This is a genomic window from Streptomyces sp. NBC_01260, assembly GCF_036226405.1.
In the GTDB taxonomy this organism is placed as follows: Bacteria; Actinomycetota; Actinomycetes; order Streptomycetales; family Streptomycetaceae; genus Streptomyces; species Streptomyces laculatispora.
The window spans coordinates 6,503,324-6,528,812 of record NZ_CP108464.1; the positions used below are offsets into that span (position 1 = coordinate 6,503,324).

At 70.5% G+C, this 25,489-nt stretch carries 19 protein-coding genes; 14 read left to right on the forward strand and 5 right to left on the reverse strand.

The window, feature by feature from the left end:
* The first annotated feature begins 212 nt into the window (after positions 1 to 212).
* The 3 genes from OG322_RS29005 (at position 213) to OG322_RS29015 (ending at position 7,463) form a co-directional block, all read left to right on the forward strand.
* Positions 213 to 947, forward strand: a complete 735-nt coding sequence (locus tag OG322_RS29005; RefSeq protein ID WP_123469452.1) for a VIT1/CCC1 transporter family protein — start codon at positions 213 to 215, stop codon at positions 945 to 947.
* A gap of 410 nt (positions 948 to 1,357) precedes the next feature.
* Positions 1,358 to 5,926, forward strand: a complete 4,569-nt coding sequence (gene gltB, locus OG322_RS29010) for a glutamate synthase large subunit (protein ID WP_123469450.1) — start codon at positions 1,358 to 1,360, stop codon at positions 5,924 to 5,926.
* Entirely contained in the window at positions 5,919 to 7,463 is a 1,545-nt protein-coding gene (locus tag OG322_RS29015) for a glutamate synthase subunit beta (RefSeq protein ID WP_123469448.1), read from the forward strand. The genes gltB and OG322_RS29015 overlap by 8 nt, the downstream gene beginning before the upstream one ends.
* 119 nt (positions 7,464 to 7,582) lie before the next feature.
* Here the strand turns inward: OG322_RS29015 and OG322_RS29020 are convergent, their stop codons facing one another.
* Positions 7,583 to 8,506, reverse strand: coding sequence for a rhomboid family intramembrane serine protease (locus OG322_RS29020; RefSeq protein ID WP_123469446.1), 924 nt, complete (start codon positions 8,504 to 8,506; stop codon positions 7,583 to 7,585).
* 136 nt (positions 8,507 to 8,642) lie between these two features.
* Here OG322_RS29020 and OG322_RS29025 point away from each other — a divergent pair, with 136 nt between their 5' ends.
* The 5 genes from OG322_RS29025 (at position 8,643) to OG322_RS29045 (ending at position 12,858) form a co-directional block, all read left to right on the forward strand.
* Positions 8,643 to 9,227 carry a HutD/Ves family protein gene (locus OG322_RS29025; RefSeq protein ID WP_123469444.1) on the forward strand — a complete coding sequence of 195 codons (585 nt, stop codon included), beginning with the start codon at positions 8,643 to 8,645 and terminating at the stop codon, positions 9,225 to 9,227.
* Positions 9,228 to 9,316: 89 nt separating this feature from the next.
* Entirely contained in the window at positions 9,317 to 9,823 is a 507-nt protein-coding gene (locus OG322_RS29030) for a pyridoxamine 5'-phosphate oxidase family protein (RefSeq protein WP_124283820.1), read from the forward strand.
* A gap of 68 nt (positions 9,824 to 9,891) precedes the next feature.
* Positions 9,892 to 10,503, forward strand: a complete 612-nt coding sequence (locus tag OG322_RS29035) for a TetR/AcrR family transcriptional regulator (RefSeq protein WP_266412238.1) — start codon at positions 9,892 to 9,894, stop codon at positions 10,501 to 10,503.
* A 289-nt stretch (positions 10,504 to 10,792) separates the two neighbouring features.
* Positions 10,793 to 10,996, forward strand: a complete 204-nt coding sequence (locus tag OG322_RS29040; RefSeq protein WP_015607926.1) for a cold-shock protein — start codon at positions 10,793 to 10,795, stop codon at positions 10,994 to 10,996.
* A gap of 242 nt (positions 10,997 to 11,238) precedes the next feature.
* Positions 11,239 to 12,858 (forward strand): DEAD/DEAH box helicase, encoded by a 1,620-nt coding sequence (locus tag OG322_RS29045; RefSeq protein WP_123469438.1) that lies wholly within the window; start codon positions 11,239 to 11,241, stop codon positions 12,856 to 12,858.
* Between the two features lie 112 nt (positions 12,859 to 12,970).
* On the opposite strand, the gene OG322_RS29050 is transcribed toward OG322_RS29045, so the two are convergent.
* The 3 genes from OG322_RS29050 to OG322_RS29060 all read right to left on the reverse strand — a co-directional run bounded on the left by OG322_RS29050 (position 12,971) and on the right by OG322_RS29060 (position 16,817).
* Complete coding sequence (locus OG322_RS29050) at positions 12,971 to 13,954, reverse strand: ankyrin repeat domain-containing protein (RefSeq protein WP_266412241.1); 984 nt, start codon at positions 13,952 to 13,954, stop codon at positions 12,971 to 12,973.
* A gap of 51 nt (positions 13,955 to 14,005) precedes the next feature.
* Positions 14,006 to 14,914, reverse strand: coding sequence for a hypothetical protein (locus tag OG322_RS29055; RefSeq protein ID WP_266412242.1), 909 nt, complete (start codon positions 14,912 to 14,914; stop codon positions 14,006 to 14,008).
* A 76-nt stretch (positions 14,915 to 14,990) separates the two neighbouring features.
* Positions 14,991 to 16,817: a glycoside hydrolase family 35 protein gene (locus OG322_RS29060; RefSeq protein WP_329307202.1), complete on the reverse strand. Its 1,827-nt coding sequence runs from the start codon at positions 16,815 to 16,817 to the stop codon at positions 14,991 to 14,993.
* A 220-nt stretch (positions 16,818 to 17,037) separates the two neighbouring features.
* Here OG322_RS29060 and OG322_RS29065 point away from each other — a divergent pair, with 220 nt between their 5' ends.
* Together OG322_RS29065 and OG322_RS29070 are read left to right on the forward strand one after the other, a co-directional pair.
* Positions 17,038 to 17,916 carry a helix-turn-helix domain-containing protein gene (locus OG322_RS29065; protein WP_124283817.1) on the forward strand — a complete coding sequence of 293 codons (879 nt, stop codon included), beginning with the start codon at positions 17,038 to 17,040 and terminating at the stop codon, positions 17,914 to 17,916.
* A 35-nt stretch (positions 17,917 to 17,951) separates the two neighbouring features.
* Positions 17,952 to 18,287, forward strand: coding sequence for a chorismate mutase (locus OG322_RS29070; RefSeq protein ID WP_123469428.1), 336 nt, complete (start codon positions 17,952 to 17,954; stop codon positions 18,285 to 18,287).
* A gap of 31 nt (positions 18,288 to 18,318) precedes the next feature.
* Here the strand turns inward: OG322_RS29070 and OG322_RS29075 are convergent, their stop codons facing one another.
* Positions 18,319 to 18,468, reverse strand: coding sequence for a hypothetical protein (locus OG322_RS29075; protein ID WP_241199935.1), 150 nt, complete (start codon positions 18,466 to 18,468; stop codon positions 18,319 to 18,321).
* 348 nt (positions 18,469 to 18,816) lie between these two features.
* Between OG322_RS29075 and OG322_RS29080 the strand changes: the two genes are divergently transcribed.
* The 4 genes from OG322_RS29080 to kdpB all read left to right on the forward strand — a co-directional run bounded on the left by OG322_RS29080 (position 18,817) and on the right by kdpB (position 25,482).
* Positions 18,817 to 21,336, forward strand: coding sequence for a sensor histidine kinase (locus OG322_RS29080; RefSeq protein ID WP_123469426.1), 2,520 nt, complete (start codon positions 18,817 to 18,819; stop codon positions 21,334 to 21,336).
* 250 nt (positions 21,337 to 21,586) lie between these two features.
* Positions 21,587 to 21,676 carry a K(+)-transporting ATPase subunit F gene (kdpF, locus tag OG322_RS29085; RefSeq protein WP_123469424.1) on the forward strand — a complete coding sequence of 30 codons (90 nt, stop codon included), beginning with the start codon at positions 21,587 to 21,589 and terminating at the stop codon, positions 21,674 to 21,676.
* A gap of 12 nt (positions 21,677 to 21,688) precedes the next feature.
* Positions 21,689 to 23,353 carry a potassium-transporting ATPase subunit KdpA gene (gene kdpA, locus OG322_RS29090; RefSeq protein ID WP_266412245.1) on the forward strand — a complete coding sequence of 555 codons (1,665 nt, stop codon included), beginning with the start codon at positions 21,689 to 21,691 and terminating at the stop codon, positions 23,351 to 23,353.
* Entirely contained in the window at positions 23,353 to 25,482 is a 2,130-nt protein-coding gene (gene kdpB, locus OG322_RS29095; RefSeq protein WP_329307203.1) for a potassium-transporting ATPase subunit KdpB, read from the forward strand. The genes kdpA and kdpB overlap by 1 nt, the downstream gene beginning before the upstream one ends.
* Positions 25,483 to 25,489 lie beyond the last annotated feature (7 nt).

A 25,489-nucleotide genomic window follows, 5' to 3' on the forward strand; every position in this document is an offset into this window, starting at 1 on the left:
GCCACGCGAAGCCATGACAGAGGCCGATAATCGCAACAAAAGGGCCACTCGGATGACGGTCTTCGGACAGCAAGGCAAGCCGTACCTACCTGGTCACGGACAGTGGTAAGTACGGCCTGCCTTGCTGGCGGGGGCCATTTTTCGTGCGTACTTTCGATGGTGTCGAGCGGGGGCGGAGCGGGCTGGACCCGCTGCCGGAGAAGGGGAGAGCTGTGTCCATCATCGAGACCGACGCCGTACTGCACGAGGCGCACCGGGACAACCACACGCACCGCGACGTGAACGGTGGCTGGCTGCGGCCGGCGGTGTTCGGCGCCATGGACGGTCTCGTCTCGAACCTCGCCCTGATGACCGGTGTCGCGGGCGGTGCGGTCTCGCACCGGACGATCGTGATCACCGGACTGGCCGGTCTGGCCGCGGGCGCCTTCTCCATGGCGGCCGGCGAGTACACCTCCGTCGCCTCGCAGCGTGAGCTCGTGGAAGCCGAACTAGACGTCGAGCGACGGGAGTTGCGCAAGCACCCGCTGGACGAGGAGCGGGAGCTCGCCGCACTCTACGAGTCCCGCGGAGTCGAGCCCGGCCTCGCCCGCGAGGTCGCCCGGCAGCTGTCGCGCGACCCGGAGCAGGCCCTGGAGATCCATGCCCGCGAGGAGCTCGGCATCGACCCGGGCGATCTGCCCTCGCCGCTCGTCGCGGCCGTCTCCTCGTTCGGCGCCTTCGCGCTGGGCGCCCTGCTGCCCCTGCTGCCGTACCTGCTCGGCGCGAATACGCTGTGGCCGGCCGTGCTGCTCGCCCTGATCGGCCTCTTCGGCTGCGGTGCGGTGGTGGCCCGGGTCACGGCCCGCAGCTGGTGGTTCAGCGGACTGCGCCAGCTGGTGCTCGGCGGCGCGGCGGCCGCGGTCACCTACGGCCTGGGCATGCTGTTCGGCGTCGCCGTCGGAGGCTGAGGCACGACGTGGGCCGGGCCGGGATCGAAACCGCGATCCCGGCCCGTTACGTGTGCGCCATCTGTGTGACGTACGTCTTGGCAGCCACCGCTGGGCGGTACGGCCTCGCGCGACGTAAAATGAGACTCTATGCAGGACTGCACATAAGTAGTCGTTACCCGGCGGTTTCGTTTGTGCTCCCGCCGGGCATGAGCCGTAGACACCGCAGGCAACGACGCCTGCTCTCTGCGGTCCCCCCGGGCGCCGATCCTCCGACTGCGACCCACTCCACCGCCATCGCGGTGTCCGTATGTTGGAACGAGCTATCCGCTTCTTGAGAAGCGTCCCATCATGTAATCTGCACGAAATTTCGCAGAGGGCCAACGTCGTCCCTCGGCTGTTCATATGCCACGACGACGACGGGAGAGCCGATGCGCACCGACGCCTGGTCGCCCATGGACGGTCGCCCCGCCCAGCAGGGGATGTACGACCCCCGCAACGAGCACGACGCCTGTGGTGTCGGGTTCGTGGCCACTCTGACCGGTGTGGCCGGCCACGAGCTGGTCGAGCAGGCGCTGACCGTACTGCGCAATCTCGAACACCGCGGCGCCACCGGATCCGAGATCGACTCCGGTGACGGCGCCGGAATCCTGCTCCAGGTACCGGACGCCTTCCTCCGCGCAGAGGTCGCCTTCGACCTCCCCGAGGCCGGTGCCTACGCCGTCGGCATCGCATTCCTGCCCGCGGACGACTCCACAGCAGCGGTCCGCGGCCTTGAGAAGATCGCCACCGAAGAGGGCCTGAACGTCCTCGGCTGGCGCGACGTCCCGGTCACCCCCGGCATCCTCGGCAAGGGCGCCCGCGCCACCATGCCCGAGTTCCGCCAGCTCTTCGTCGCGGACGGCGAGAGCACCGGGATCGTCCTGGACCGCAAGGCCTTCGTGCTGCGCAAGCGCGCCGAGCGTGAGACCGGGGTCTACTTCCCGTCGCTCTCCGCCCGCACGATCGTCTACAAGGGAATGCTCACCACCGGGCAGCTGGAGCCGTTCTTCCCGGACCTCTCCGACGACCGGTTCGCCACCACGGTCGCGCTGGTCCACTCGCGCTTCTCCACCAACACCTTCCCGAGCTGGCCGCTCGCACACCCGTACCGCTTCGTCGCGCACAACGGCGAGATCAACACGGTCAAGGGCAACCGCAACTGGATGAAGGCCCGCGAGTCCCAGCTCGCCTCCAGCCTCTTCGGCCCGGAGCAGCTGGACCGGATCTTCCCCGTCTGCACCCCGGACGCCTCCGACTCGGCCTCCTTCGACGAGGTCCTGGAGCTGCTCCACCTCGGCGGCCGCTCGCTGCCGCACTCGGTGCTGATGATGGTCCCCGAGGCGTGGGAGAACCACGACTCCATGGACCCGGCCCGGCGCGCGTTCTACCAGTACCACTCCACGATGATGGAGCCCTGGGACGGCCCGGCCTGCGTCACCTTCACCGACGGCGTCCAGGTGGGCGCGGTCCTCGACCGCAACGGTCTGCGACCCGGCCGCTACTGGGTCACCGACGACGGCCTCGTCGTGCTCTCCTCCGAGGTCGGCGTCCTGGACATCGACCCCGCCAAGGTCGTCCGCAAGGGCCGCCTGCAGCCCGGCAAGATGTTCCTCGTCGACACCGCCGAGCACCGCATCATCGAGGACGACGAGATCAAGGCGTCCCTCGCCGCCGAGCAGCCCTACCAGGAGTGGCTGGAGACCGGCGAGATCGAGCTGGAGGACCTCCCCGAGCGGGAGCACATCGTGCACACGCACGCCTCCGTCACCCGCCGCCAGCAGACCTTCGGCTACACCGAGGAAGAGCTCCGCGTCATCCTCGCCCCGATGGCCCGCACCGCCGGCGAGCCGCTCGGCTCCATGGGCACGGACTCCCCGATCGCCGCGCTGTCCGCCCGCCCCCGGCTGCTCTTCGACTACTTCACCCAGCTGTTCGCGCAGGTCACCAACCCGCCGCTGGACGCCATCCGCGAGGAGCTCGTCACCTCGCTGCGCTCCACGCTCGGCCCCGCGGGCAACCTGCTGGAGCCGACCGCCGCGGCGTGCCGCAGCGTCACGCTGCCGTTCCCGGTGATCGACAACGACGAGCTGGCCAAGCTCATACACATCAACGCCGACGGCGACATGCCGGGCATGAAGGCCGCCACGCTCTCCGGCCTCTACCGGGTCGGCGGCGGCGGCGAGGCGCTGGCCGCGCGGATCGAGGAGATCTGCACCGAGGTCGACGCCGCCATCGAGGACGGCGCCCGCCTGGTCGTCCTTTCCGACCGGCACTCCGACGCCGAGCACGCGCCGATCCCGTCGCTGCTGCTCACCTCGGCCGTCCACCACCACCTCATCCGCACCAAGCAGCGCACCCAGGTGGGGCTGCTGGTCGAGGCCGGTGACGTCCGCGAGGTCCACCACGTCGCGCTGCTGATCGGCTTCGGCGCCGCCGCGGTCAACCCGTACCTGGCCATGGAGTCCGTCGAGGACCTGGTCAGGGCCGGCACCTTCATCGAGGGCATCGAGGCCGAGCAGGCCATCCGCAACCTCATCTACGCGCTGGGCAAGGGCGTCCTGAAGGTGATGTCCAAGATGGGCATCTCCACCGTCGCCTCCTACCGCGGCGCCCAGGTCTTCGAGGCCGTCGGCCTCGACGAGGACTTCGTCGCCCAGTACTTCAACGGCACCGCCACCAAGATCGGCGGCGCCGGACTCGACGTCATCGCCAAGGAGGTCGCCGCCCGGCACGCCAAGGGCTACCCCGCCACCGGCATCTCCGCCTCGCACCGCGCGCTGGAGATCGGCGGCGAGTACCAGTGGCGCCGCGAGGGCGAACCGCACCTGTTCGACCCGGAGACGGTCTTCCGCCTCCAGCACGCCACCCGCAACCGCCGCTACGACATCTTCAAGCAGTACACCGACCGGGTGAACGAGCAGTCCGAGCGGCTGATGACGCTGCGCGGCCTGTTCGGCTTCGTCTCGGACCGCGAGGCGATCGACATCGAAGAGGTCGAGTCCGTCTCCGACCTCGTCAAGCGCTTCTCCACCGGCGCCATGTCCTACGGCTCGATCTCCCGCGAGGCGCACGAGACCCTCGCCATCGCCATGAACCAGCTGGGCGGCAAGTCCAACACCGGCGAGGGCGGCGAGGACGCCGACCGGCTGTACGACCCGGCGCGCCGCTCCTCCATCAAGCAGGTCGCCTCCGGCCGCTTCGGTGTCACCAGCGAGTACCTGGTCAACGCGGACGACATCCAGATCAAGATGGCGCAGGGCGCCAAGCCCGGCGAGGGCGGCCAGCTGCCCGGCCACAAGGTCTACCCGTGGGTCGCCAAGACCCGGCACTCCACCCCGGGCGTCGGCCTGATCTCCCCGCCGCCGCACCACGACATCTACTCCATCGAGGACCTGGCCCAGCTGATCCACGACCTCAAGAACGCCAACCCGGCGGCCCGCATCCACGTGAAGCTGGTCTCCGAGGTCGGCGTCGGCACGGTCGCCGCCGGTGTCTCCAAGGCACACGCGGACGTCGTTCTCATCTCCGGCCACGACGGCGGAACGGGCGCCTCCCCGCTCACCTCGCTGAAGCACGCGGGCGGACCCTGGGAGCTCGGCCTCGCCGAGACCCAGCAGACGCTGCTGCTCAACGGACTGCGCGACCGCATCGTCGTGCAGACCGACGGCCAGCTCAAGACCGGCCGCGACGTCGTCATCGCCGCACTGCTGGGCGCCGAGGAGTTCGGTTTCGCGACCGCGCCGCTCGTCGTCTCCGGCTGCGTCATGATGCGTGTCTGCCACCTGGACACCTGCCCGGTCGGCATCGCCACCCAGAACCCGGTCCTGCGCGACCGCTTCTCCGGCAAGGCCGAGTACATCGTCAACTTCTTCGAGTTCATCGCCCAGGAAGTCCGCGAGATCCTCGCCGGGCTCGGCTTCCGTACGATCGAAGAGGCCGTCGGTCACGCCGAGCTGCTCGACACCGACCGTGCGATCACGCACTGGAAGGCCCAGGGCCTCGACCTCGCCCCGCTCTTCCACGTCCCCGAGCTGCCCGAGGGCGCCGTCCGCCACCAGGTCGCCGAGCAGGACCACGGCCTGTCCAGGGCCCTGGACAACGAGCTGATCAAGCTCGCCGCCGACGCCCTGAAGGCCGACAGCGCCGAGAGCGCCCAGCCGGTCCGCGCGCAGATCGCGATCCGCAACATCAACCGGACCGTCGGCACCATGCTCGGCCACGAGGTCACGAAGAAGTTCGGCGGTGCGGGCCTGCCCGAGGACACCATCGACATCACCTTCACCGGCTCCGCAGGCCAGTCCTTCGGCGCCTTCCTCCCCAGCGGTGTGACGCTGCGCCTGGAGGGCGACGCCAACGACTACGTCGGCAAGGGCCTCTCCGGCGGCCGCGTCATCGTCCGCCCGGACCGCGGCGCCGACCACCTCGCCGAGTACTCCACCATCGCGGGCAACACCATCGCCTACGGCGCCACCGGCGGCGAGCTGTTCCTGCGCGGCCGCACCGGCGAACGTTTCTGCGTCCGCAACTCCGGCGCCACGGTCGTCTCGGAAGGCGTGGGCGACCACGGCTGCGAGTACATGACCGGCGGGCACGCCGTCGTACTCGGCGAGACCGGACGCAACTTCGCGGCCGGCATGTCGGGCGGCGTCGCCTACGTCATCGACCTCGACCGCGACCACGTCAACGTCGGGAACCTCGGCGCGGTCGAGGAGCTCTCCGACGCCGACAGGCAGTGGCTGCACGACGTCGTGCGCCGCCACCAGGAGGAGACCGGATCCACGGTCGCCGACAAGCTCCTCGCCGAGTGGGACAGCGCCGCCGGCGGTGCGTCCCGTTTCAGCAAGATCATCCCGTCCACCTACAAGGCAGTGCTCGCCGCCAAGGACGCCGCTGAGCTCGCCGGTCTCTCCGAGCAGGAGACCACCGAGAAGATGATGGAGGCGGCGACCAATGGCTGACCCCAAGGGCTTCCTGACCACCGGCCGAGAGGTCGCCGAGACCCGCCCCGTCGGCGAGCGCGTCAAGGACTGGAACGAGGTCTACGTTCCCGGCTCGCTGCTCCCGATCATCAGCAAGCAGGCCGGCCGCTGCATGGACTGCGGCATCCCGTTCTGCCACCAGGGCTGTCCGCTGGGGAACCTGATTCCCGAGTGGAACGACTACGCCTACCGCGAGGACTGGACGGCCGCGTCCGAGCGGCTGCACGCCACGAACAACTTCCCGGAGTTCACCGGGCGGCTCTGCCCCGCCCCGTGCGAGTCGGCGTGTGTGCTCGGCATCAACCAGCCGGCCGTCACCATCAAGAACGTCGAAGTCTCCATCATCGACCAGGCGTGGGACCGCGGCGACGTCACCCCGCAGCCGCCCGAGCGCCTCTCCGGCAAGACCGTGGCCGTCATCGGCTCCGGCCCCGCCGGACTCGCGGCCGCCCAGCAGCTGACCCGGGCCGGCCACACGGTCGCCGTCTACGAGCGCGCGGACCGCATCGGGGGCCTCCTGCGGTACGGCATCCCCGAGTTCAAGATGGAGAAGTCGCACATCAACCGCCGCATCGAGCAGATGCGCGCGGAGGGCACCAAGTTCCGCACCGAGGTGGAGGTCGGCACGGACGTCGACGCCGCCAAGCTGCGCCGCCGCTACGACGCCGTCGTCATCGCCGCCGGTGCCACCGTCTCCCGCGATCTGCCCGTCCCGGGCCGCGAGCTGAACGGTGTGCACTTCGCGATGGAGTACCTGCCGCTCGCCAACAAGGTGCAGGAGGGCGACCTGACGGTCTCCCCGATCACCGCCGAGGGCAAGCACGTCGTCGTCATCGGCGGTGGCGACACCGGCGCCGACTGCGTCGGCACCGCCCACCGGCAGGGCGCGCTCTCCGTCACTCAGCTGGAGATCATGCCCAGGCCGGGGGAGGACCGGAACGCCGGCCAGCCCTGGCCGACCTTCCCGATGCTCTACAAGGTCACCTCCGCGCACGAGGAGACCGAGGTTCTGGCGGGCCTGAAGGAGGGCGCTGAGCCGGGGCAGGGCCCCTCCTCGCCGAAGGCGGGTGAGGGACGGATCTACTCCGTCTCCACCACCCACTTCGAGGGCTCCGCGCCCGAAGAGGGACAGACCGTCGGCAACGTCCAGTCGCTCCACCTCATCGAGGTGGAGTTCAAGGACGGCAAGCTGGAGCAGAAGCCCGGCACCGAGCGGACGATCCCCGCCCAGCTGGTCACCCTCGCCATGGGCTTCACCGGCACCGACCAGGCCAACGGCCTGGTCCAGCAGTTCGGCCTGGAGCTCGACGCCCGTGGCAACGTCGCCCGCGACGACGACTACGCTACTAACGTGGACGGCGTCTTCGTCGCCGGTGACGCGGGCCGCGGCCAGTCCCTCATCGTGTGGGCCATCGCCGAGGGCCGCTCCGCGGCACGCGGCGTGGACCGCTTCCTCACCGGAGCCAGCGCACTGCCGGCCCCGATCCGCCCGACGGACCGTTCCATGACGGTCTGATCGCGGCACACCAGACGTCCCGTACAACGGCGTACGGAACTGAACGCGGCGCCTGCCCGTCCCCGACCGGACGATTCGGCAGGCGCCGTGGCGCGTCCCGGGGCAGGCGCACGGCCGGCTCAGCCCGTCAGCGCCGACGTCTTGAGGACCACCAGCAGCATCAGCACGGCGAACAGCACCACACACCCGGCGGCCTGGACCGTCGTACGGCGCTCCGCCGGGGCGTACGCGTAGACGACCGTCACCAACGCACCGGTCAGCAGCCCGCCCAGATGCCCCTGCCACGAGGTGAATCCCGCCGAGATCACCATCCAGACCAGGAACCCGGCCAGGAACCTGTTCACCGCGTGCATGTCCCGGCCCAGCCGCCGGTTGATGACGTAGAAGGCCGCCGCGAGCCCGAAGACCGCCCCCGAGGCGCCCACCGCGGTGTCCAGCGGTGCGATCAGGTACACCAGCACCGAACCGCCCAGCGCGGACAGCAGGTACAGCGCGAGATAGCGGACCCGCCCCAGTTGCTCCTCGACGACCCGGCCGAGGTTCCACAGCGCGTACATGTTGAAGACGATGTGCAGCACCCCGAACGGCACCGAGCCGAGGGAGGACTCGCCGGGTGGCAGGTGCAGGAAGGCACTGGTCAGCAGCCGGTACCACTCACCGTCCACCACCCCGATGACATCGAGGCCGGGATAGCCGCCGGTCACGTAGACGTACTGGCTGCCGTCCGGACCGGCCAGCCCCGCACCCGTCATCCCGAACCGGTCGACGATCCCCGGGCGCACCAGCTCGACCAGGTACACCAGGATGTTCAGGCCCATCAGCACATAGGTGACGAGCGGAACCGCGCTCCTGGCCACCGCCCCGCCGAAGACCGTCCGCGCCTGGCGGACCGAACGCCGCCCCTCCTTCACGCACTCGACGCAGTGGTGGCCGACCGCGGCCTCGCGCATGCAGTCCGGGCAGATGAAGCGCTCACAGCGGGTACAGCTCACATACGTCTCGTACGAGGGATGGCGGTAGCACGTGGTGATGGCGGCCTCCATGGCCGGCTCCTTCATCGGTGGACGGGCAAGAGCGGCCGGTGGGGGGCGGCGGCGATCAAGATAGCGAACCCCCGGGAGTACGGACCATCCGGGCTTAGGCTCGGGGTCCCGAACCCGTCGAGACTGGAGAACCCGCATGACCTCCGAGGCGTTCCGGATCCTGCGCGCGGCCGGCCGCGCGCAGGTGCCCTGGAAGAACGGCGGGGGAGTCACCCGCGAGATCGCCGCGTCCCCCGGCGCGGCGGCCGGCACCTTCGACTGGCGGGTCAGCCTGGCGGACGTGACCGAGGACGGGCCGTTCTCCGCGTTCCCCGGCGTCGACCGCACCCTGACCGTGGTGGAGGGCGCCGGGATGGACCTCATGGTGGACGGTGAGCACCACATCGTCGACGAGCCGTACTGGCCCCACGACTTCCCGGGCGACGTGGAGACCGACGGACGGCTGCTGGCGGGCCCGGTCGTCAATCTCAACGTGATGTACCGCAGGGACCGTACGCGGGCCGAGGTGGCGGTCGTCCGCGGCACCCTGCGGCTGATGGCGCCCGAGGGCGGGGCGGTGCTGGCCGTGGCGCTGGAGGACGGCGCCGTCATCGACGGTACGGACACCGGACTCGGCTGCTACGACGCGGTGTTGCTGCACGGCCGGGCGTCGTGCGTGCTGCGGACGCAGGGATGGGCGGCGCTGATCACGCTGACGGGACACGGGCCCGGCGGCCGGTAGCGGCACCGGGAGGCACCCGAACGGGTGGTCCGCGACAGCCGGTAGGAATCCGGACAGAGGATGTCGGGATTCCGGAGTTCGATGAACCCATGACATCGAACTCCTGGGCAGATTTCCGGACCGCGGAGCCGGACTTCGCGGACGCCGTGCGACACCGCTTCCAGCAGTACAGGCACCACGTCCTGGCGACCCTGCGCAAGGACGGGTCGCCCCGGGTGACCGGCCTCGAAGTGGAGTTCCGGCTGGGTGAGCCGTTCCTCGGCATGATGCCGAACTCCCGCAAGGCGCTGGACCTGCGCCGCGACCCCCGCTTCGCCGTGCAGGCCAACCCCGGCCCCGACTCCGAGATGGCCGACGGGGACGTCCGGATCTCCGGACGGGCGGTGGAGGTGACCGACCCCGTGGTGCTGGCCCACTTCATCGACGAGGTGAAGCCGCCGGAACCCTTCCACCTCTTCAGGATGGAGCTGACCGAGGTGGTGCACACCGGCCTTGAGGGCGGCGACACCCTGGTCATCCGGGTCTGGCGCCCCGGCCGGCCGCTGCGCTCCTTCCGCAGGGGCAACGACGACGGATCCCTGTCCGAGACCTCCTGACGGGCCCGGCAGGGCGCCCCTGGGGCCGGCAGGGCGGCGGGGGAGGCGCCCGGGCGGAGAATGGGCGGGTGCCTACCAAGAAGAAGCCACAGGCGACGCCTTCCCCCGAGCGGCGCGGCGAACTCCTCGCCACCGCCGCCGAGGTGTTCGCCGCGCAGGGATACAACGCCACGACCGTCCGCAGGATCGCGGACGCGGCCGGAATGCTCGCGGGCAGCCTCTACTACCACTTCGATTCCAAGGAATCGATGGTCGACGAGATCCTCTCCACCTTCCTGAACGAGCTCTGGGAGGGGTACGACGCCGTTCTCGACGCCGGGCTCGGCCCCAGGGAGACCATCGAGGCGCTCGTCACCGAGTCCTTCCGCGAGATCGACCGGCACCGTGCCGCCGTCGCCATCTACCAGAAGGAGTCCCAGCACCTGGCGGCCCAGCCGAGGTTCCGGTACCTCGCCGACTCCCAGCAGAAGTTCGAGAAGGCCTGGCTCGGCACCCTGGAGCGCGGCGTCGCCGACCGGGTCTTCCGCGACGACCTCGACATCCGCCTCACCTACCGGTTCGTCCGCGACACCGTCTGGGTCGCCGCCTCCTGGTACCGGCCGGGCGGACAGCACAGCCCCGAGGAGATCGCCCGCCAGTACCTGTCGATGGTCCTGGAAGGGATCGCCCTGCGCGGCTGAGGCGGTCCGGGATCTCGGGTGATCTTCGAACGGCTCCGACCCGTACGCCCCAAGGGTTCACTCGGACAACAGCCGGCCGGCGGCGTGGCGTGTCCCACCGCTGGTCGGCAGATCGTGCTACGGTGGTCCGGTTGCAGTTTTGGTACCCATGAACTTTATGTGCGCCTGACGGGAATGCTTCCTCAGGCGCTTTAATGTTTTCCGGCTTTCTCCGGGTGGGGCTCAATGCGGCGACTTGGAATTCGTAAAGTGCGGATTTCCGGCACTGCACCTGTTTTAGGAGAATGACATGGCTACTGGAACCGTGAAGTGGTTCAACTCGGAAAAGGGCTTCGGCTTCATCGAGCAGGACGGCGGCGGCGCTGACGTCTTCGCCCACTACTCCAACATCGCCACCCAGGGCTTCCGTGAGCTCCAGGAGGGCCAGAAGGTCTCCTTCGACGTCACGCAGGGCCAGAAGGGCCCGCAGGCGGAGAACATCGTCCCGGCCTAATTGCCGGACGCGTACCTCGCAGCCGGGGCCCGCACCGTGAAGGTGCGGGTCCCGGCTTGTGCTGTCCCTGGGAAGTACGGAAGTCCCGGGCGCCTTCGAGCGCCCCGCACCGGGTGCGACGAAGCACCCCGGGTGTTCCGGGCCCCCGCGCACCGCGTGCCGCAGTCCGCATTCCGCGCAGGCCCCGGCAAGTCCCAGCAGTCCCACGTAGTTCCCAGGAATCCCCAGGAGGGCAATTCCGTATGACCCGCTCCGAACGTCAGGACCGTCCCGCCCGCAATCGCCCGTCGAGGGGGCGTGGCACGGCCCAGGCAAAGGCAACCGCACAGGGTTCCGGCAAGGGATCCGGCAAGGCGTCGCCGCGTCGCAAGGCCACGCCGCCGCAGGGTGAGTTCGCCCTGCCCGAAACCATGACCCCCGCACTGCCCGCCGTCGAGGCGTTCGCCGAGCTGGACATGCCCGCCGCCCTGCTGAAAACCCTTGCCGCGCAGGGCGTCACCGACCCGTTCCCGATCCAGGGCGCCACCCTGCCGAACTCGCTCGCCGGCCGGGACATCCTCGGCCGCGGCCGTACCGGCTCCGGCAAGACCCTGGCCTTCGGCCTCGCGCTGCTGGCCCGCACCGCCGGACGCCGCTCCGAGCCGAAGGCGCCGCTCGCCCTCGTCCTCGTCCCGACCCGCGAGCTCGCCCAGCAGGTCACCGACGCACTGACGCCGTACGCGACGTCCGTCAACCTGCGGATGGCCACCGTCGTCGGCGGGATGTCGATCAGCAAGCAGTCCGGCACCCTGCGCCGCGGCGCCGAGGTGCTCGTCGCCACGCCCGGCCGGCTCAAGGACCTCATCGAGCGCGGTGACTGCCGCCTCGACCAGGTCGCCATCACCGTCCTCGACGAGGCCGACCAGATGGCCGACATGGGCTTCATGCCGCAGGTCGTCGCCCTGCTCAAGCAGGTCGAGGCGGACGGGCAGCGGATGCTCTTCTCCGCGACCCTGGACAAGAACATCGACCGGCTGGTCAAGATGTTCCTGACCGACCCCGTCGTGCACTCGGTCGACCCGTCCGCCGGTGCGGTCACCACCATGGAGCACCATGTGCTCCACGTGCTCGACGAGACCGACAAGAAGGTCGTCGCCACGAAGATCGCCGCTCGCGAGGGCCGGGTGATCATGTTCGTCGACACCAAGCGTGCCGCCGACCGCTTCGCCAAGCGGCTGCTCGCCAGCGGTGTACGGGCGGCCGCCCTGCACGGCGGCCGCTCGCAGCCGCAGCGCAACCGGACCCTGGACCAGTTCAAGAACGGCCAGGTCACCGCGCTCGTCGCGACGAACGTGGCGGCGCGCGGCATCCATGTCGACGACCTCGACCTGGTCGTCAACGTGGACCCGCCCACCGACCACAAGGACTACCTCCACCGCGGCGGGCGCACGGCGCGCGCCGGGGAGTCCGGCAGCGTCGTCACGCTGGTGCTGCCCGAGGAGAAGCGGGAGATGACCCGGCTGATGCAGGACGCGGGCATCGCGCCGCGCACCACCCGGATCAAGTCCAGCGACGAGGAGCTCACCCGGATCACCGGGGCGCGTGAGCCCTCCGGTGTCGCCATCGTGATCGAGGTCCCGCAGCCGACCCAGCCGAAGCCGCGCACGCGGCCCGGCGGCACGGGGTCCGGTGCGGGCGCCGGTGGTGGTTTCCGCTCGGGCACGCGTGGGCGCGGCCGGCGCGGCGGCGGTACGGGGGGTGCCGGAGGCGCCGGTGCGCAGGGTGCGGGTGGCGCGGGCGGTTCCGGCCGGGGCTCCGGTGCGGGGCGCTCGGGCAGCTCCGGTCGTGGCGGTGCGCCTGCGCGTGGTCGTCGCGCGGCCTAGCCGTTGTTCTCAGCCCGTCCGGCGTTTGAGGACGGAGCGTCAGCCGGGTTCGCCCGGGCGTCGCTTCCGTCCTCAGACGCCGGACGGGCTTGTTTGCGGGCGGGTTCTGTCCTCAGGCGCCGGACGGGTCCTGGCCCAGACGGGTCAGTACGTCCGCGCCGAACGCCTGCCGCAACGGGTCACCGCTTGAGCACCACGCGGCCGCCGCCTGCCGGGTCTCCTCGTCGCCGCGCTCGCGCAGCGCCTCCGCCGACGCGTGCCAGTTGTCCAGGTCCGGGCTCCCGGACCGCAGCGCCCGGCGTGCCAGCTCCTCGAACGGGGCCAGGAGACCCAGCTCGGTCTCCAGGAGCGTGGCGATCGCGCCGTGCCCCGTCTGGTGGTCCTGGCCCGCGAACGGCTCCCCGTTCCGCTCCAGTTCGACGGTCAGTGTCTCCCCGCCGTCGATGACCGCGCGGTGCACCGAGATCCGGTGCACGTCCGTGTCCCCGTACGCGTCCAGCAGTCCGCCGCGCATCTCCTGCTCCAGGTCCACCTCCAGCATCCGCCGCGCCTCGGCGAGCGCCTCCTCCAGCACCCCCTCCGGCGCTCCCGCACCGTGGTCCAGCAGTGCCCGAACCGTCTCCAGGGAGCCGCGCCGGACGGCCAGGAGGAGGGGCGCCTCGCCCCCCGGCCCCGGCAGGCAGGGGTCGGCGCCGTGGTCGAGCAGCGTCCGCGCCGTCCGCGCGTGGCCGAGCCCCACCGCCCAGCGCAGCGCCGTGAACCCGAACTGCTCGCGCAGGTCGGGCCGGGCCCCGGCGGACAGCAGCGCCTCGACCACCTCGGTGTGACCGCCGCACGCCGCGCCGCAGATCGGCAGGTCACCCGACTCCGGACCGCAGGCCCGGTCGGGATCGGCGCCGGCGGCGAGGAGCAGCCGCACCACGCCCGGCCGGTCCGAGACCGCCGCCAGGTAGAGCGGGCTCGCGCCGTTCTCGTCGGACGACTCGGCGGCTGCACCGGCGCGGAGCAGCCGCACGACGGCGTCCTCGCCCTCGTGCAACGCGTCGAACAGGCTCTGCCCGTCCGCCGCCGCCTCCGCCATCGGATCTTCTGTCACATTTCGACTGTAATACCTCTGGCGCCAAGCCCCGTTGCGGGCGGCGCCCTCTCACGTCGTGCAGTCCAGCACCGTGCGGCACAGCGCGCACCGGGCCCGCACCCGGCCGCGCACCGGAACCCTGTTGCGCTGATGGCAGGTCGGGCACGGGAAGGCGACCCGGAGCCCGTCCCGGGCGGTCTCGAAGGTGTACGGGGGCTCAGGCCCCGGGGCCGCGCCCGCACCGGGATGGTCCTGGGCGTACCGCCGGTCCTTGGCGTACCGGCGCCGGCCCGCCCAGCCGGCGGCCGTCAGCGGCGGCTGCAGCCTCTCGCGCAGGGCCTGTGCCCGGCCCTTCGTGTACGCCGTGTAGGCCTGCGGGCTGGTGAACCACGGCGAGGGGTCCTCGTCGAAGGCGAGTGCCCGCTTGGCCAGTACGTACCCGAACTCCTCAGGGGTCAGGTAGCCGAGCTTCTGGCTGGAGGTGGCGTCCTCCCGGAACGCGTCCAACAGCAGCCAGCCCGCCCCCAGATAGGCGGCCGCGGTGTCGGTGAGGATCTCGTTGTCGCGGGTGCCCGCGAACTGGAGGCCGAGCCGGTGCAGCAGCACGTGCATGACCTCGTGCGACAGCGCGGCGCCGATGTCCCTGCGGTGGGTGCGGAACCGGTCGTTGAGCTCGATGAAGTACTCCGGCCCGGCCGCGAGTTCGACGCTTCCCGCATGTTCCATCGCACGGAACGCGACGACCATGCGGGCGTCCGGCAGACGCAGGTGCTGCACCATCGCCCGCGCCACGCGCTGCGCGCCGAGATGCAGATCGTCCGAGTCGGCGAAGGCTGCGTCGGCGGGGAGGAGGCTCGGCGCGAAACGGTGGACACCGTCGTACGACAGCCGCCGGTACAGCGCGGTGATCGCCGACCGGACGGTGTCGAGGTGCGGGAAGCCGTGCACCACCGGGCTGCCGTGGGGGCTGTCGCTCACGCCCTCACCCCCGTCCGCGCCGCTCGGCTGTGCCCACTGTAACCGGGGCGGCACCGAGCGGCCCGGGTCGCGGCCCTCAGGGGCGGGCATCCTCCGGGGTGCCGGCAGCGGCAGCGGTGTCCGTCCGGACGGGCAGCCCCGGTCCCAGCTCCGCGTAGGGCGCGCCCGCGTCCTCCACCTCCAGCACCCATACCTCGTTGACGCCGTCCCGCAGGACCGGCCCCGGTACGTACAGCGTCCGCTGCGGGCCCGCCGACCAGTACCGCCCGAGGCAGAACCCGTTCACCCAGACGAACCCGCGCGTCCAGCCCGGCAGTTCAAGACCCGCGTGCCCGGTGCCGTCCGTGTCCGCGAGCTCGAAGGAACCCCGGTACAGGCCGCTGCGCCCGGACCCGTCGACCGGGACGAACGGGACGCCGGCCACCGCCGCCGCGTCCTCGAACGCGTCGAGCCGCAGCGCCCGCGCCCGTACGCCGTGCAGGAACTGGCGCTCGTGCAGCACGCCCCCGGTGATCCCCTTGGGCTCGCCGAGGCGCGGCCCGTAGTTGACCCGGCCCAGCGACTCCACCCACAGCTCGACCTCGGCGGGCCCGGCCACCGGCTCATCGAGGGTGCCGTCCTCCTCGCTCAGGACGCCCCTGCGGACACCGTCCACGTACACCACCGCCCGGTCCCTCAGGCCCGACACCCCCAGGGTGTACGGCCGTCGGGGACCCGGGACGCCGACCCGGTAGCGCACCAGGCCGCGGTCGACGCCGAGCTCCTCGAACGTGGGCGGAACACCGGACTCCGGCTGCTCCTCGTCGCCGAGTGCCTCCATGACGTCCTGCAACGACGCCCAGCCGGTCAGCGCGGCCCGCAGCGGGGCGGCGAGTCCGGCGGGCTCGTCCGGCAGTTCGGGCAGCGGTCCGTCCGCGTACTCGGCGAGGACCTTCCGCAGCAGCCAGAACTTCTCCGTGGGCCGCCCGTACTCGTCCACCGGCGCGTCGTAGTCGTACGACGTCACCGTCGGCAGGAGCTCCTGGTCCTGGAGCGGGCCCGAGCGGTTGGCGCCCGCCCAGCCGCCGAAGTTCGTCCCGCCGTGCGCCATGTAGATGTTGACCGACGCCCCGCACTCCAGGATCTCCCGCAGCGCCTCGGCGGCCTGTGCCGGATCGCGTACGACCGGCGGCGCGCCCCAGTGCTCGAACCAGCCGCACCAGAACTCCATGCACATCAGCGGGCCCGCGTCCCGGTGACGCCGGAGCACCCGGAACGCCTCGCGCGCCCCCGAGCCGAAGTTCGCCGTGGCGAGCAGACCGGGCACCGAGCCGCCCGTGAGCATGTGGTCCTCCGGCCCGTCGGAGGTGAACAGCGGGACGCTCACGCCGTACTCGCCGAGCATCGCGGCCACCTGCCGCAGATAGACCTGATCGGTGCCGTAACTGCCGTACTCGTTCTCCGCCTGGACCATGATCACCGGGCCGCCGCGGTCGATCTGCCGCTCCACGACCTGGGGCAGCAGTTCGGCGAACCAACGCCGCACCGCGCCCAGATAGCCGGCGTCGCGGGTTCGCACCCGGCGCCCGAACCCTCCGGTCACCCAGACCGGCAGACCACCGTTCTCCCACTCCGCGCAGATGTACGGACCCGGGCGGACGATCGCCCACAGGCCGGCCCGCTGGGCCGCGTCCAGGAAGCGGCCCAGTGCCGCCACGTCGTGGAACCTGCCCGGCTGCGGTTCGTGCAGATTCCACGGCACGTACGTCTCGACACAGTTCAGGCCCATCGCCCGCAGCATCGACAGCCGGTGGTCCCACTGCGCCTCGTGCACCCGGAAGTAGTGCAGGGCGCCCGACAGCAGCCGTACGGGCCGCCCGTCGAGCCGGAAGTGGTCGTCGTCGCCCACCGTGAAGTCAGCCATCGTGCTCGTTCTCTCCTGTGCGGGCGGTCCCGGAGTGCCCTGCTCCGCGACCGGTACGGCCGGAATGCGGCACGTGTGACGGAGCGGGTGAACCCGGGAGGAATGTCGCGACCCAGCCTCACCCCCTGGCGTGCGGCCGGTCCATGGACAAAGATCATTGCTGTTTGGACGCAGCACATCGCTGTCGGCGCACGACGCGAGAACCGGGGAGCGAAAGCCGATGTACCACACCTGGATGCGCTTCTTCACCCCGAGCCCGCTCCACCACCGCCTCGGCCTGGTCTGCCTCGGGGTGGGCCTCCAGCACGGCGCGCTGCCCACCGTCGGGCCCCGCACCCTGGACCACCACGTGGCCGTGGTCATCAACTCGGGCAGCGGCTGGTTCGCCGGGCCGGACGGGCGGCGGATGCCGGTCACCGGGCCCAGCCTGATCTGGCTGACCCCGGGCACCCCGCACCACTACGGCGCCGACCCGGCCACCGGCTGGGACGAGAGCTTCGTCGACTTCACCGGCCCCGCCACCACCACGTACACCGAACTCGGCTACATCGAGCCGGACCGCCCGCTGGTCCCGCTCTCCGACACGGCGGCACCGCGGGCCGCCATCGGCCGGATGGTGCGGGCGGCGCGGCGCGGGAACCCGCTGCTGGAGGTGGAGACCGGTGCGGCCGTCCATGAGCTGCTCGTCGCGCTGCGCCGGGCCCGCGCCGATGTCAGCCCCGACGGCGACCCGGTGCTCCAGGCCATGACCCGGGACGCGTTCCAGCCGCTCTCCGTCGCCGAGCACGCCGCCCGGCACGGCATGACACCCGCCGAACTGCGCACGGCCGTCCGGCGCGGTGCGGGCTGCAGCCCCAAGGACTACCTCCTCGGCATCCGGCTCGGCCGCGCCAAGGAGCTCCTCGCCACCAGCGATCTGCCGGTCGCGGCCGTCGCCCGCCGCGTCGGGTACGACGATCCGGCGTACTTCTCCCGCCTGTTCGCCCGCCGCGTCGGCACCGCCCCGGTCCGCTTCCGCGAGCAGCAGGGGCGCAGTGTGCCGGGCGGCTGGAGCGACCGGGTGCCGGACCCCGACCACCCGCCCACGATCACTCCGTAGCCCGCTCCGCCGGACAGGCCCTAAGCTCGACGACCATGACCACGAGCGACATCGACGATTCCGTAGGCACCGAGCTGAACCGGCTGCGCGAGAGCATCGACAACATCGACGCGGCAGTTGTCCACATGCTCGCCGAGCGCTTCAAGTGCACCCAGCAGGTGGGCCATCTCAAGGCCGCCCACCAGCTCCCCCCGGCCGACCCGGCGCGCGAGGGCCGCCAGATCGCCCGGCTGCGCCAGCTCGCCGAGAGCGCCCACCTGGACCCGGCGTTCGCCGAGAAGCTGCTGAACTTCATCGTGGCCGAGGTCATCCGCCACCACGAACGCATCGCCGACGAATCGGCGAACGGCACGGCCGGCACGAGGGCGTGAGCGGCGCCGGGTCCGCCCCGGTCGTCGCCGCTCAGGGCGAGCTCTCCCCCAGCGGGCGGTCCGCCGTCTCCTCGGCCAGGGTCCCCGCCACCGCCGCGCCCACCGTCCCCAGCATCACGAACACCGCCGCGACGCTGTCTCCCGCCGCGTGGACCACCGGCCAGGATCGGGCCGAGGTCACCGCGAATGCGCTGGACCCGGGCCCACGGGCGGCGCGGGCATCTGTACCTGAGCCGCTGACGAGGGCCCGTACGAGAAGGTCCCCAGCGACAGCGTCCCACTGGGCCGGCTCGACGCTCCCGATGACGAATGGCGGATCCAGCGGCTGAGCAGTGAATTGCTCAGCGGTGATCCGGACCCGGCGTTGGACCCATGGTCCGCTGGTCGTCCAGGCGTTGCGGGCCCGGCGCCGACGACAGCCGAACATCTCCGCCGCCATCGCCGGTGTCGTCGAGTGGAACGGCACTGACGGGCGCACCATGGAAGGGCGCGAACACGACGTGGGGGTGACCTGGGCAGGAGTCCGCCAGTGGCACGTGGACGGTTGCGGATCTACCTCGGGGCCGCCCCCGGGGTCGGGAAGACGTACGCCATGCTTGCCGAGGGGCAGCGGTTGCGTGCACGGGGCACGGATGTGGTCGTCGGCTTCGTCGAGCCGCACGGGCGTCGGCCGACCGCGGCCATGGCCGACGGTCTGGAGGCGACAGCCCGCCGTACGCTGAGCCACCGCGGTGCGCTCTTCACCGAGATGGATCTCGACGCGGTGCTGGCCCGCCGTCCCCAGGTCGCGCTGGTCGACGAGCTGGCCCACTCCAATGTTCCGGGGGCCCGCAACGCCAAGCGGTGGCAGGACGTCCAGGAGCTCCTGGACGCCGGCGTCGATGTTGTCACCACGCTCAATGTCCAGCACCTGGAGTCCCTCAACGACGTGGTACGGCAGATCACGGGGGTCACCCAGCGGGAGACCCTGCCCGACGAGGTGGCCCGCCGGGCCGACCAGATCGAACTGGTCGACCTGCCACCGGAGGTGCTCCGCCGCCGCCTGGTCCATGGCGACATCTATGCGCCGGACCGCATCGAGTCCGCCCTCACTCACTACTTCCGGGTCGGTAACCTCACCGCCCTGCGCGAGATCGCCTTGCTGTGGCTGGCCGACCGGGTGGAGGAAGGGCTGCAGCGCTACCGCGCGGAACATGGCGTCGTCGCTCCCTGGGAGACCCGGGAGCGCATCCTGGTGTCCCTGAGCGGCGGGCCGGAGGGCGAGACACTGATCCGCCGTGCCGCGCGGATCAGCGCTCGTACCCCCGGCACCGAGTTGCTGGCCCTCCACGTGGTCCGGGAGGACGGACTCGCCGACGTCGACCCGGCGGTACTGGACGCCCAGCGCACTCTTGTGGAGTCGCTCGGCGGCAGCTACCACCAGACCACCGGCGAGGATGTTGTCGATGCCCTGCTCCAGTTCGCCGAGGCGGAGAACGTCACCCAGATCGTGCTGGGCGCGAGCCGGCACGGTCGCCTCGCCTCCCTCCTGAGAGCAGGTGTGGGAGAGCGGACGATCAAGGGGTCCGGCCCCATCGACGTGCACATCGTCACCCATGGGGAGGCGGCAGGGGCTGCTGCGTCGAGGCTTCCGCATCCGAGCCGTGGCACGGGCCCGAGACGGTACTGGGCTGCGCTGGTCGGTGCCGTGGTGCTGCTGCCTGTACTGACGCTCCTGCTGACCGCGGTGCGTGGCCACCTCGGCCTCTCCAGCGACCTGGTGATCTATCTGCTCGCCGTCGTCGTGGTCGCCCTGGTCGGAGGGCTCTACCCCGCGTTGCTCGCCGCCATTGCCGCGGCGCTGCTCGCCGACTACTACTTCACCGCACCGGTGCACTCGCTGGCCGTCGAGCGCCCGGACGCGATTGCCGCGCTCGTGGTGTTCCTTGCCACGGCCGCTCTCGTCGGCACGGCAGCGGGAACGGCTGCTCAGCGTACGCACCAGGCAGTACGCGCGACATCTGAGGCGAGAGCGCTGAGCCGTCTGGCCGCCGCCATGATGCGTGGCCAGGACCTGACGGCACTGGTGGAGCAGATCCGGGAGAACTTCGGTCTCAGTGCGATCAGCCTGCTCGAAAGGGACCCGGAAGCATCTCCCGTGCCCCGCTGGTACGTGGTCGCCAGCGCCGGGGAGCGGCCACCGGAAAAGCCCTACGAGGCGGATGTGGAAAGCCCCGTCGACGACAATCTCACGCTGGCCGCGCGCGGCTCGGGACTGAGTACGCAGGACCAACGCGTCCTCGCTGCGTGCGCCGCCGAACTGGGGCTGGCACATGCGCGAGGGCGGATCGCCGGGTGTTCCGGTGGCACGGACGCCTTCGCTGACGCCGAACGTACCCGGGCATCCCTGCTTCTCGCGGCAGGACGCGATCTGCGTGCTCCGCTGCACACGGCCGAAGAAGCACTCGTGCGCCTGCGGAGTCGACGCGCCGTCGGGACTGTCCCGGAGGAGGCGCAGTTGCTGGAAGCTGCCCGTGCGGCGGTGCACCGTGCGGCGCAGCTGGTCACTGATCTCGACGATGTGAGCCGTCTGCACGCCGGGGCACTCGATCTCTACCTCCGCCCGGTCGACCTCAACGAGATGCTGGGTGCTGCCTTGGACGACCTCGGGCCCGGCGGTCACTCGATCATTCTGCGCCTGCCGGAACAGCTGCCCGACGTGATCGCCGACGCCGCTCTCCTCACCCGTGCGCTGACCGCCCTGGGGGCCGACGCATTGCGTCACAGCCCGTCGGACCGGCCCCCCGTCGTCACCGCCGGGGTCCAAGCCGGCCGCGTGATGATTCGGGTGGAGGACGGCACGCCCGACCGGGGCCCGGAACCGGGCCCCGGGGCTTCCCGGGCTCCGGGTCCCAGGGCCGGCAGCCTGGCCGTACGGCTGTCGCGCGACTTGGCCGAGGCCATGGACGGGACCCTGGAGACGGCCGCTGAGAGCCCCGGTTTCTCGGTGATGCTCACTCTTCCGAGCTCCGCGCCCGGCGGCAGCGCGACATCCAGCCGCAACGAGTGAATCCACGCACGTCACCGTCATCCCATCGGCGTACAGGGTGGCAGGGTAATTCCGACGCCAACTGATATAGCGTCATAAATGAATTGATCTCGTTTCCGGATCAACTCCATATGCCAGTCGGGAGGGCCCGAAAAGTCCCGTCCCTCATGACTTTGCGGGGTGCTTCGCGGGTGTCGGACATCGCGTACATCGGCCTCACGGCAGTGGTGTTCGCCCTCATCGGCCTGGCCGCCAAGGGGGTCGGACGCCTGTGAACGTGGAAAACGTCGTCGGCCTGATCGTTGCCGCGTGCCTCGTGATCTACCTGGTCATCTGCCTGATCTTCCCAGAGAAGTTCTAGGAGAAAGCCCGGATGAACGACACCCTCGCGGGCTGGCTCCAGGTGCTTGCCCTGGTGGTCGCGCTAGGTCTCTCATTTCGCCCGATGGGCTCCTACATGGCCCGCGTCCTGACCGCTGATCACCACGGGCGGGTCGAACGCCTGGTTTACCGGGCAGGCGGAGTGAACGGCGACGCCGACCAGAAGTGGTCGGTCTACCTGCGGAGCATCCTGGCCTTCTCAGCCGTATCGGTACTGTTCCTGTACGCATTTCTGCGCCTGCAGAACCATCTCCTGCTGTCCCTGGGAATGAAGCCGATTGCCGCGGACCAGTCGTTCAACACCGCGGCATCCTTCGTCACCAATACCAACTGGCAGTCGTATTCGGGTGAGTCGGCGATGGGGCATCTGGTCCAGATGGCGGGCCTCGCGGTGCAGAACTTCGTCTCCGCAGCCGTGGGGATTGCCGTCGTCGCCGCGCTGATCCGGGGCTTCAACCGGAAGAAGACCGATCGCGTCGGGAACTTCTGGGTGGACCTGACACGGATCGTGCTTCGCGTTCTGCTGCCACTGGCTTTCGTCTTCGCGATCGTTCTGGTGGCTGCCGGTGCCGTTCAGAATTTCCACGGAGTCCACGACATCACCACCATCGCGGGCGGGCACCAGGGCCTGACCGGAGGCCCCGTCGCCTCCCAGGAGTCCATCAAGGAACTGGGCACCAACGGCGGTGGTTTCTACGCCGCGAACTCCGCGCACCCCTTCGAGAACCCCAACGCCTTCACCAACCTGATCGAGATCTACCTCATGCTGGTCATCGCGTTCTCGCTCCCGCGGACTTTCGGGACGATGGCCGGCGACCACCGCCAGGGATACGCCGTCGTCGCCGTGATGGCATTGATCTGGGGCGCGTCGGTCGCCATCGTCACCGCCAACGAGCTGCACAGCGTCAGCAGCACCGCCGGTCACGCGGCCGGCGGAATGATGGAGGGCAAGGAGACGCGGTACGGGATCTGGGCCTCGGCCCTGTTCGCCGTGTCCACCACCCTCACGTCGTGCGGAGCGGCCAACTCCTCCCACGACTCGTACACGCCGGGCGGCGGCGGCATGACGATCTTCAACATGATGCTGGGGGAGATCGCGCCCGGCGGCGCCGGGTCCGGGCTCTACGGGATCCTGATCCTGGCGATCGTCGCGGTCTTCGTCGCCGGACTGATGGTCGGCCGGACACCCGAGTACCTGGGCAAGAAGCTCCGGGGCCGGGAGATGAAGTTCGCCTCGCTCTACATCCTGACCACGCCCGCGGTCGCACTGGTGGGGGCGGGGCTGGCGATGGCGCTCCCGGGGGAGAGGGCGGCCATGCTCAATTCCGGTCCGCACGGCTTCTCCGAGGTCCTGTACGCCTTCGCGTCGGCCGCGAACAACAACGGCTCGGCGTTCGCAGGGCTGAGCGTGAACACCGTCTGGTACAACACCACACTTGGTGTGGTCATGCTCGTCGGCCGGTTCCTGCCCATGGTGTTCGTCCTGGCGCTCGCCGGCTCGCTCGCAGAGCAACAACCTGTTCCGGTCACCGCGGGCACCCTGCCCACTCACCGGCCGCAGTTCGTCGGGCTGTTGACCGCAGTGATCCTCATCGTTGTCGGTCTGACCTACTTCCCCGCGCTCGCGCTCGGACCCCTGGCGGAGGGCCTGCACTGATGTCCACGACCGCCGCTCCCGCTCCCACCCCGCCCGGTGCCGGGCGTCAGCAGCATCGGGTCCCGGGCGGACTGCTCGACCCCCGGCAGCTTCTGACGTCCTTCCCCGACGCCCTGCGCAAGCTGGATCCGCGGGTGATGGTCCGCAACCCCGTCATGTTCGTGGTGGAGGTCGGGGCGGTGCTGACCACGCTGTCGGCCATCAGGGCGCCCAGCGTCTTCGCCTGGGTGATCACGGGATGGCTCTGGCTGACATCCGTCTTCGCCAACCTCGCCGAAGCAGTGGCCGAGGGGCGCGGCAAGGCCCAGGCGGAGACTCTCCGACGGGCCAGGACGACGACGGTGGCCCGCCGTCTCACCGGCTGGCGGCCAGGCGCGACCGACGCCGCGGAGCAGGAGGTTCCCGGCGCCGCTCTCCGTCTGGGTGATCACGTCGTCGTCGAGGCCGGGCAGACCATCCCCGGCGACGGAGATGTGGTCGAGGGCATCGCGAGCGTCGACGAATCGGCCATCACGGGCGAGTCTGCGCCGGTGATCCGCGAATCGGGTGGCGACCGGTCGGCGGTCACGGGCGGTACCAAAGTGCTCTCGGACCGGATCATCGTGAAGATCACCTCGAAGCCGGGGGAGACCTTCATCGACCGGATGATCGCACTCGTGGAGGGGGCCGCGCGGCAGAAGACGCCGAACGAGATCGCGCTCAACATCCTGCTGGCATCCCTCACGATCATCTTCCTGATCACGGTGGCGACCCTGCAGCCCTTCGCCGTCTTCGCCGGGGCGGAGCAGACCATCGTCGTCCTTGTCTCCCTCGTGGTGGCCCTTATCCCCACGACGATCGGCGCACTGCTCTCGGCGATCGGCATCGCGGGCATGGACCGGCTCGTGCAGCGCAACGTGCTGGCGATGTCCGGGCGTGCGGTGGAGGCCGCGGGCGACGTGAACACCCTCCTGCTCGACAAGACCGGCACCATCACCCTCGGCAACCGCCAGGCCGCCGAGTTCCTGCCGGTGGGCGGGGTGAGCATCGAGGAACTCGCGGATGCCTCGCAGCTGTCGTCAATCGCCGACGAGACACCCGAGGGCCGCTCGATCGTCGTCCTCGCCAAGCGGCGGTACGCGCTACGCGGCCGTAGCGAGGGAGAGCTGGCCCAGGCACGGTTCGTACCCTTCACCGCTCAGAGCCGGATGAGCGGAGTCGATATCAACGGTCCTCAGGAGAAGCTGTCTTTGCGCAAGGGAGCGGCGACGGCAGTGATGCGCTGGGTCCGTGACAACGGCGGCCACCCCACGGCAGAGGTCGGCGGCATCGTCGACGGCATCTCCGCGAGCGGCGGCACCCCGCTGGTCGTCGGCGAAGTGACCCGGCACGGCGACGCGCCCGGCGCCCGCATCCTCGGTGTCATCCACCTCAAGGACGTCGTCAAGGCAGGCATGCGCGAACGCTTCGACGAACTGCGCCGCATGGGCATCAAGACCGTCATGATCACCGGCGACAACCCGCTGACCGCGCGCGCCATCGCCGAGGAGGCCGGTGTCGACGACTTCCTCGCCGAGGCCACGCCCGAGGACAAGATGGCCCTCATCAAGCGCGAGCAGGCGGGCGGCAAACTCGTCGCGATGACCGGCGACGGCACGAACGACGCCCCGGCGCTCGCCCAGGCGGATGTCGGCGTGGCCATGAACACCGGCACCTCGGCCGCCAAGGAGGCCGGGAACATGGTGGACCTGGACTCCGACCCGACCAAGCTGATCGAGATCGTCGAGATCGGCAAGCAGCTGCTGATCACCCGTGGTGCGCTGACGACGTTCTCCATCGCCAACGACGTCGCGAAGTACTTCGCGATCATCCCGGCCATGTTCGCGGCTGTCTACCCGGGCCTGGACAAGCTCAACATCATGCGACTGCACAGCCCGACCTCGGCGATCGCCTCCGCGATCGTCTTCAACGCGCTGATCATCATCGCTCTGATCCCGCTGGCGCTGCGCGGCGTGCGCTACCGGCCGTCCTCCGCGGCGACACTGCTCAGCCGCAACATCTGGATGTACGGGCTCGGCGGGCTGGTACTGCCCTTCGTCAGCATCAAGCTGCTCGATCTCCTCATCCAGTTCATCCCCGGCCTGCGCTGACAGACGT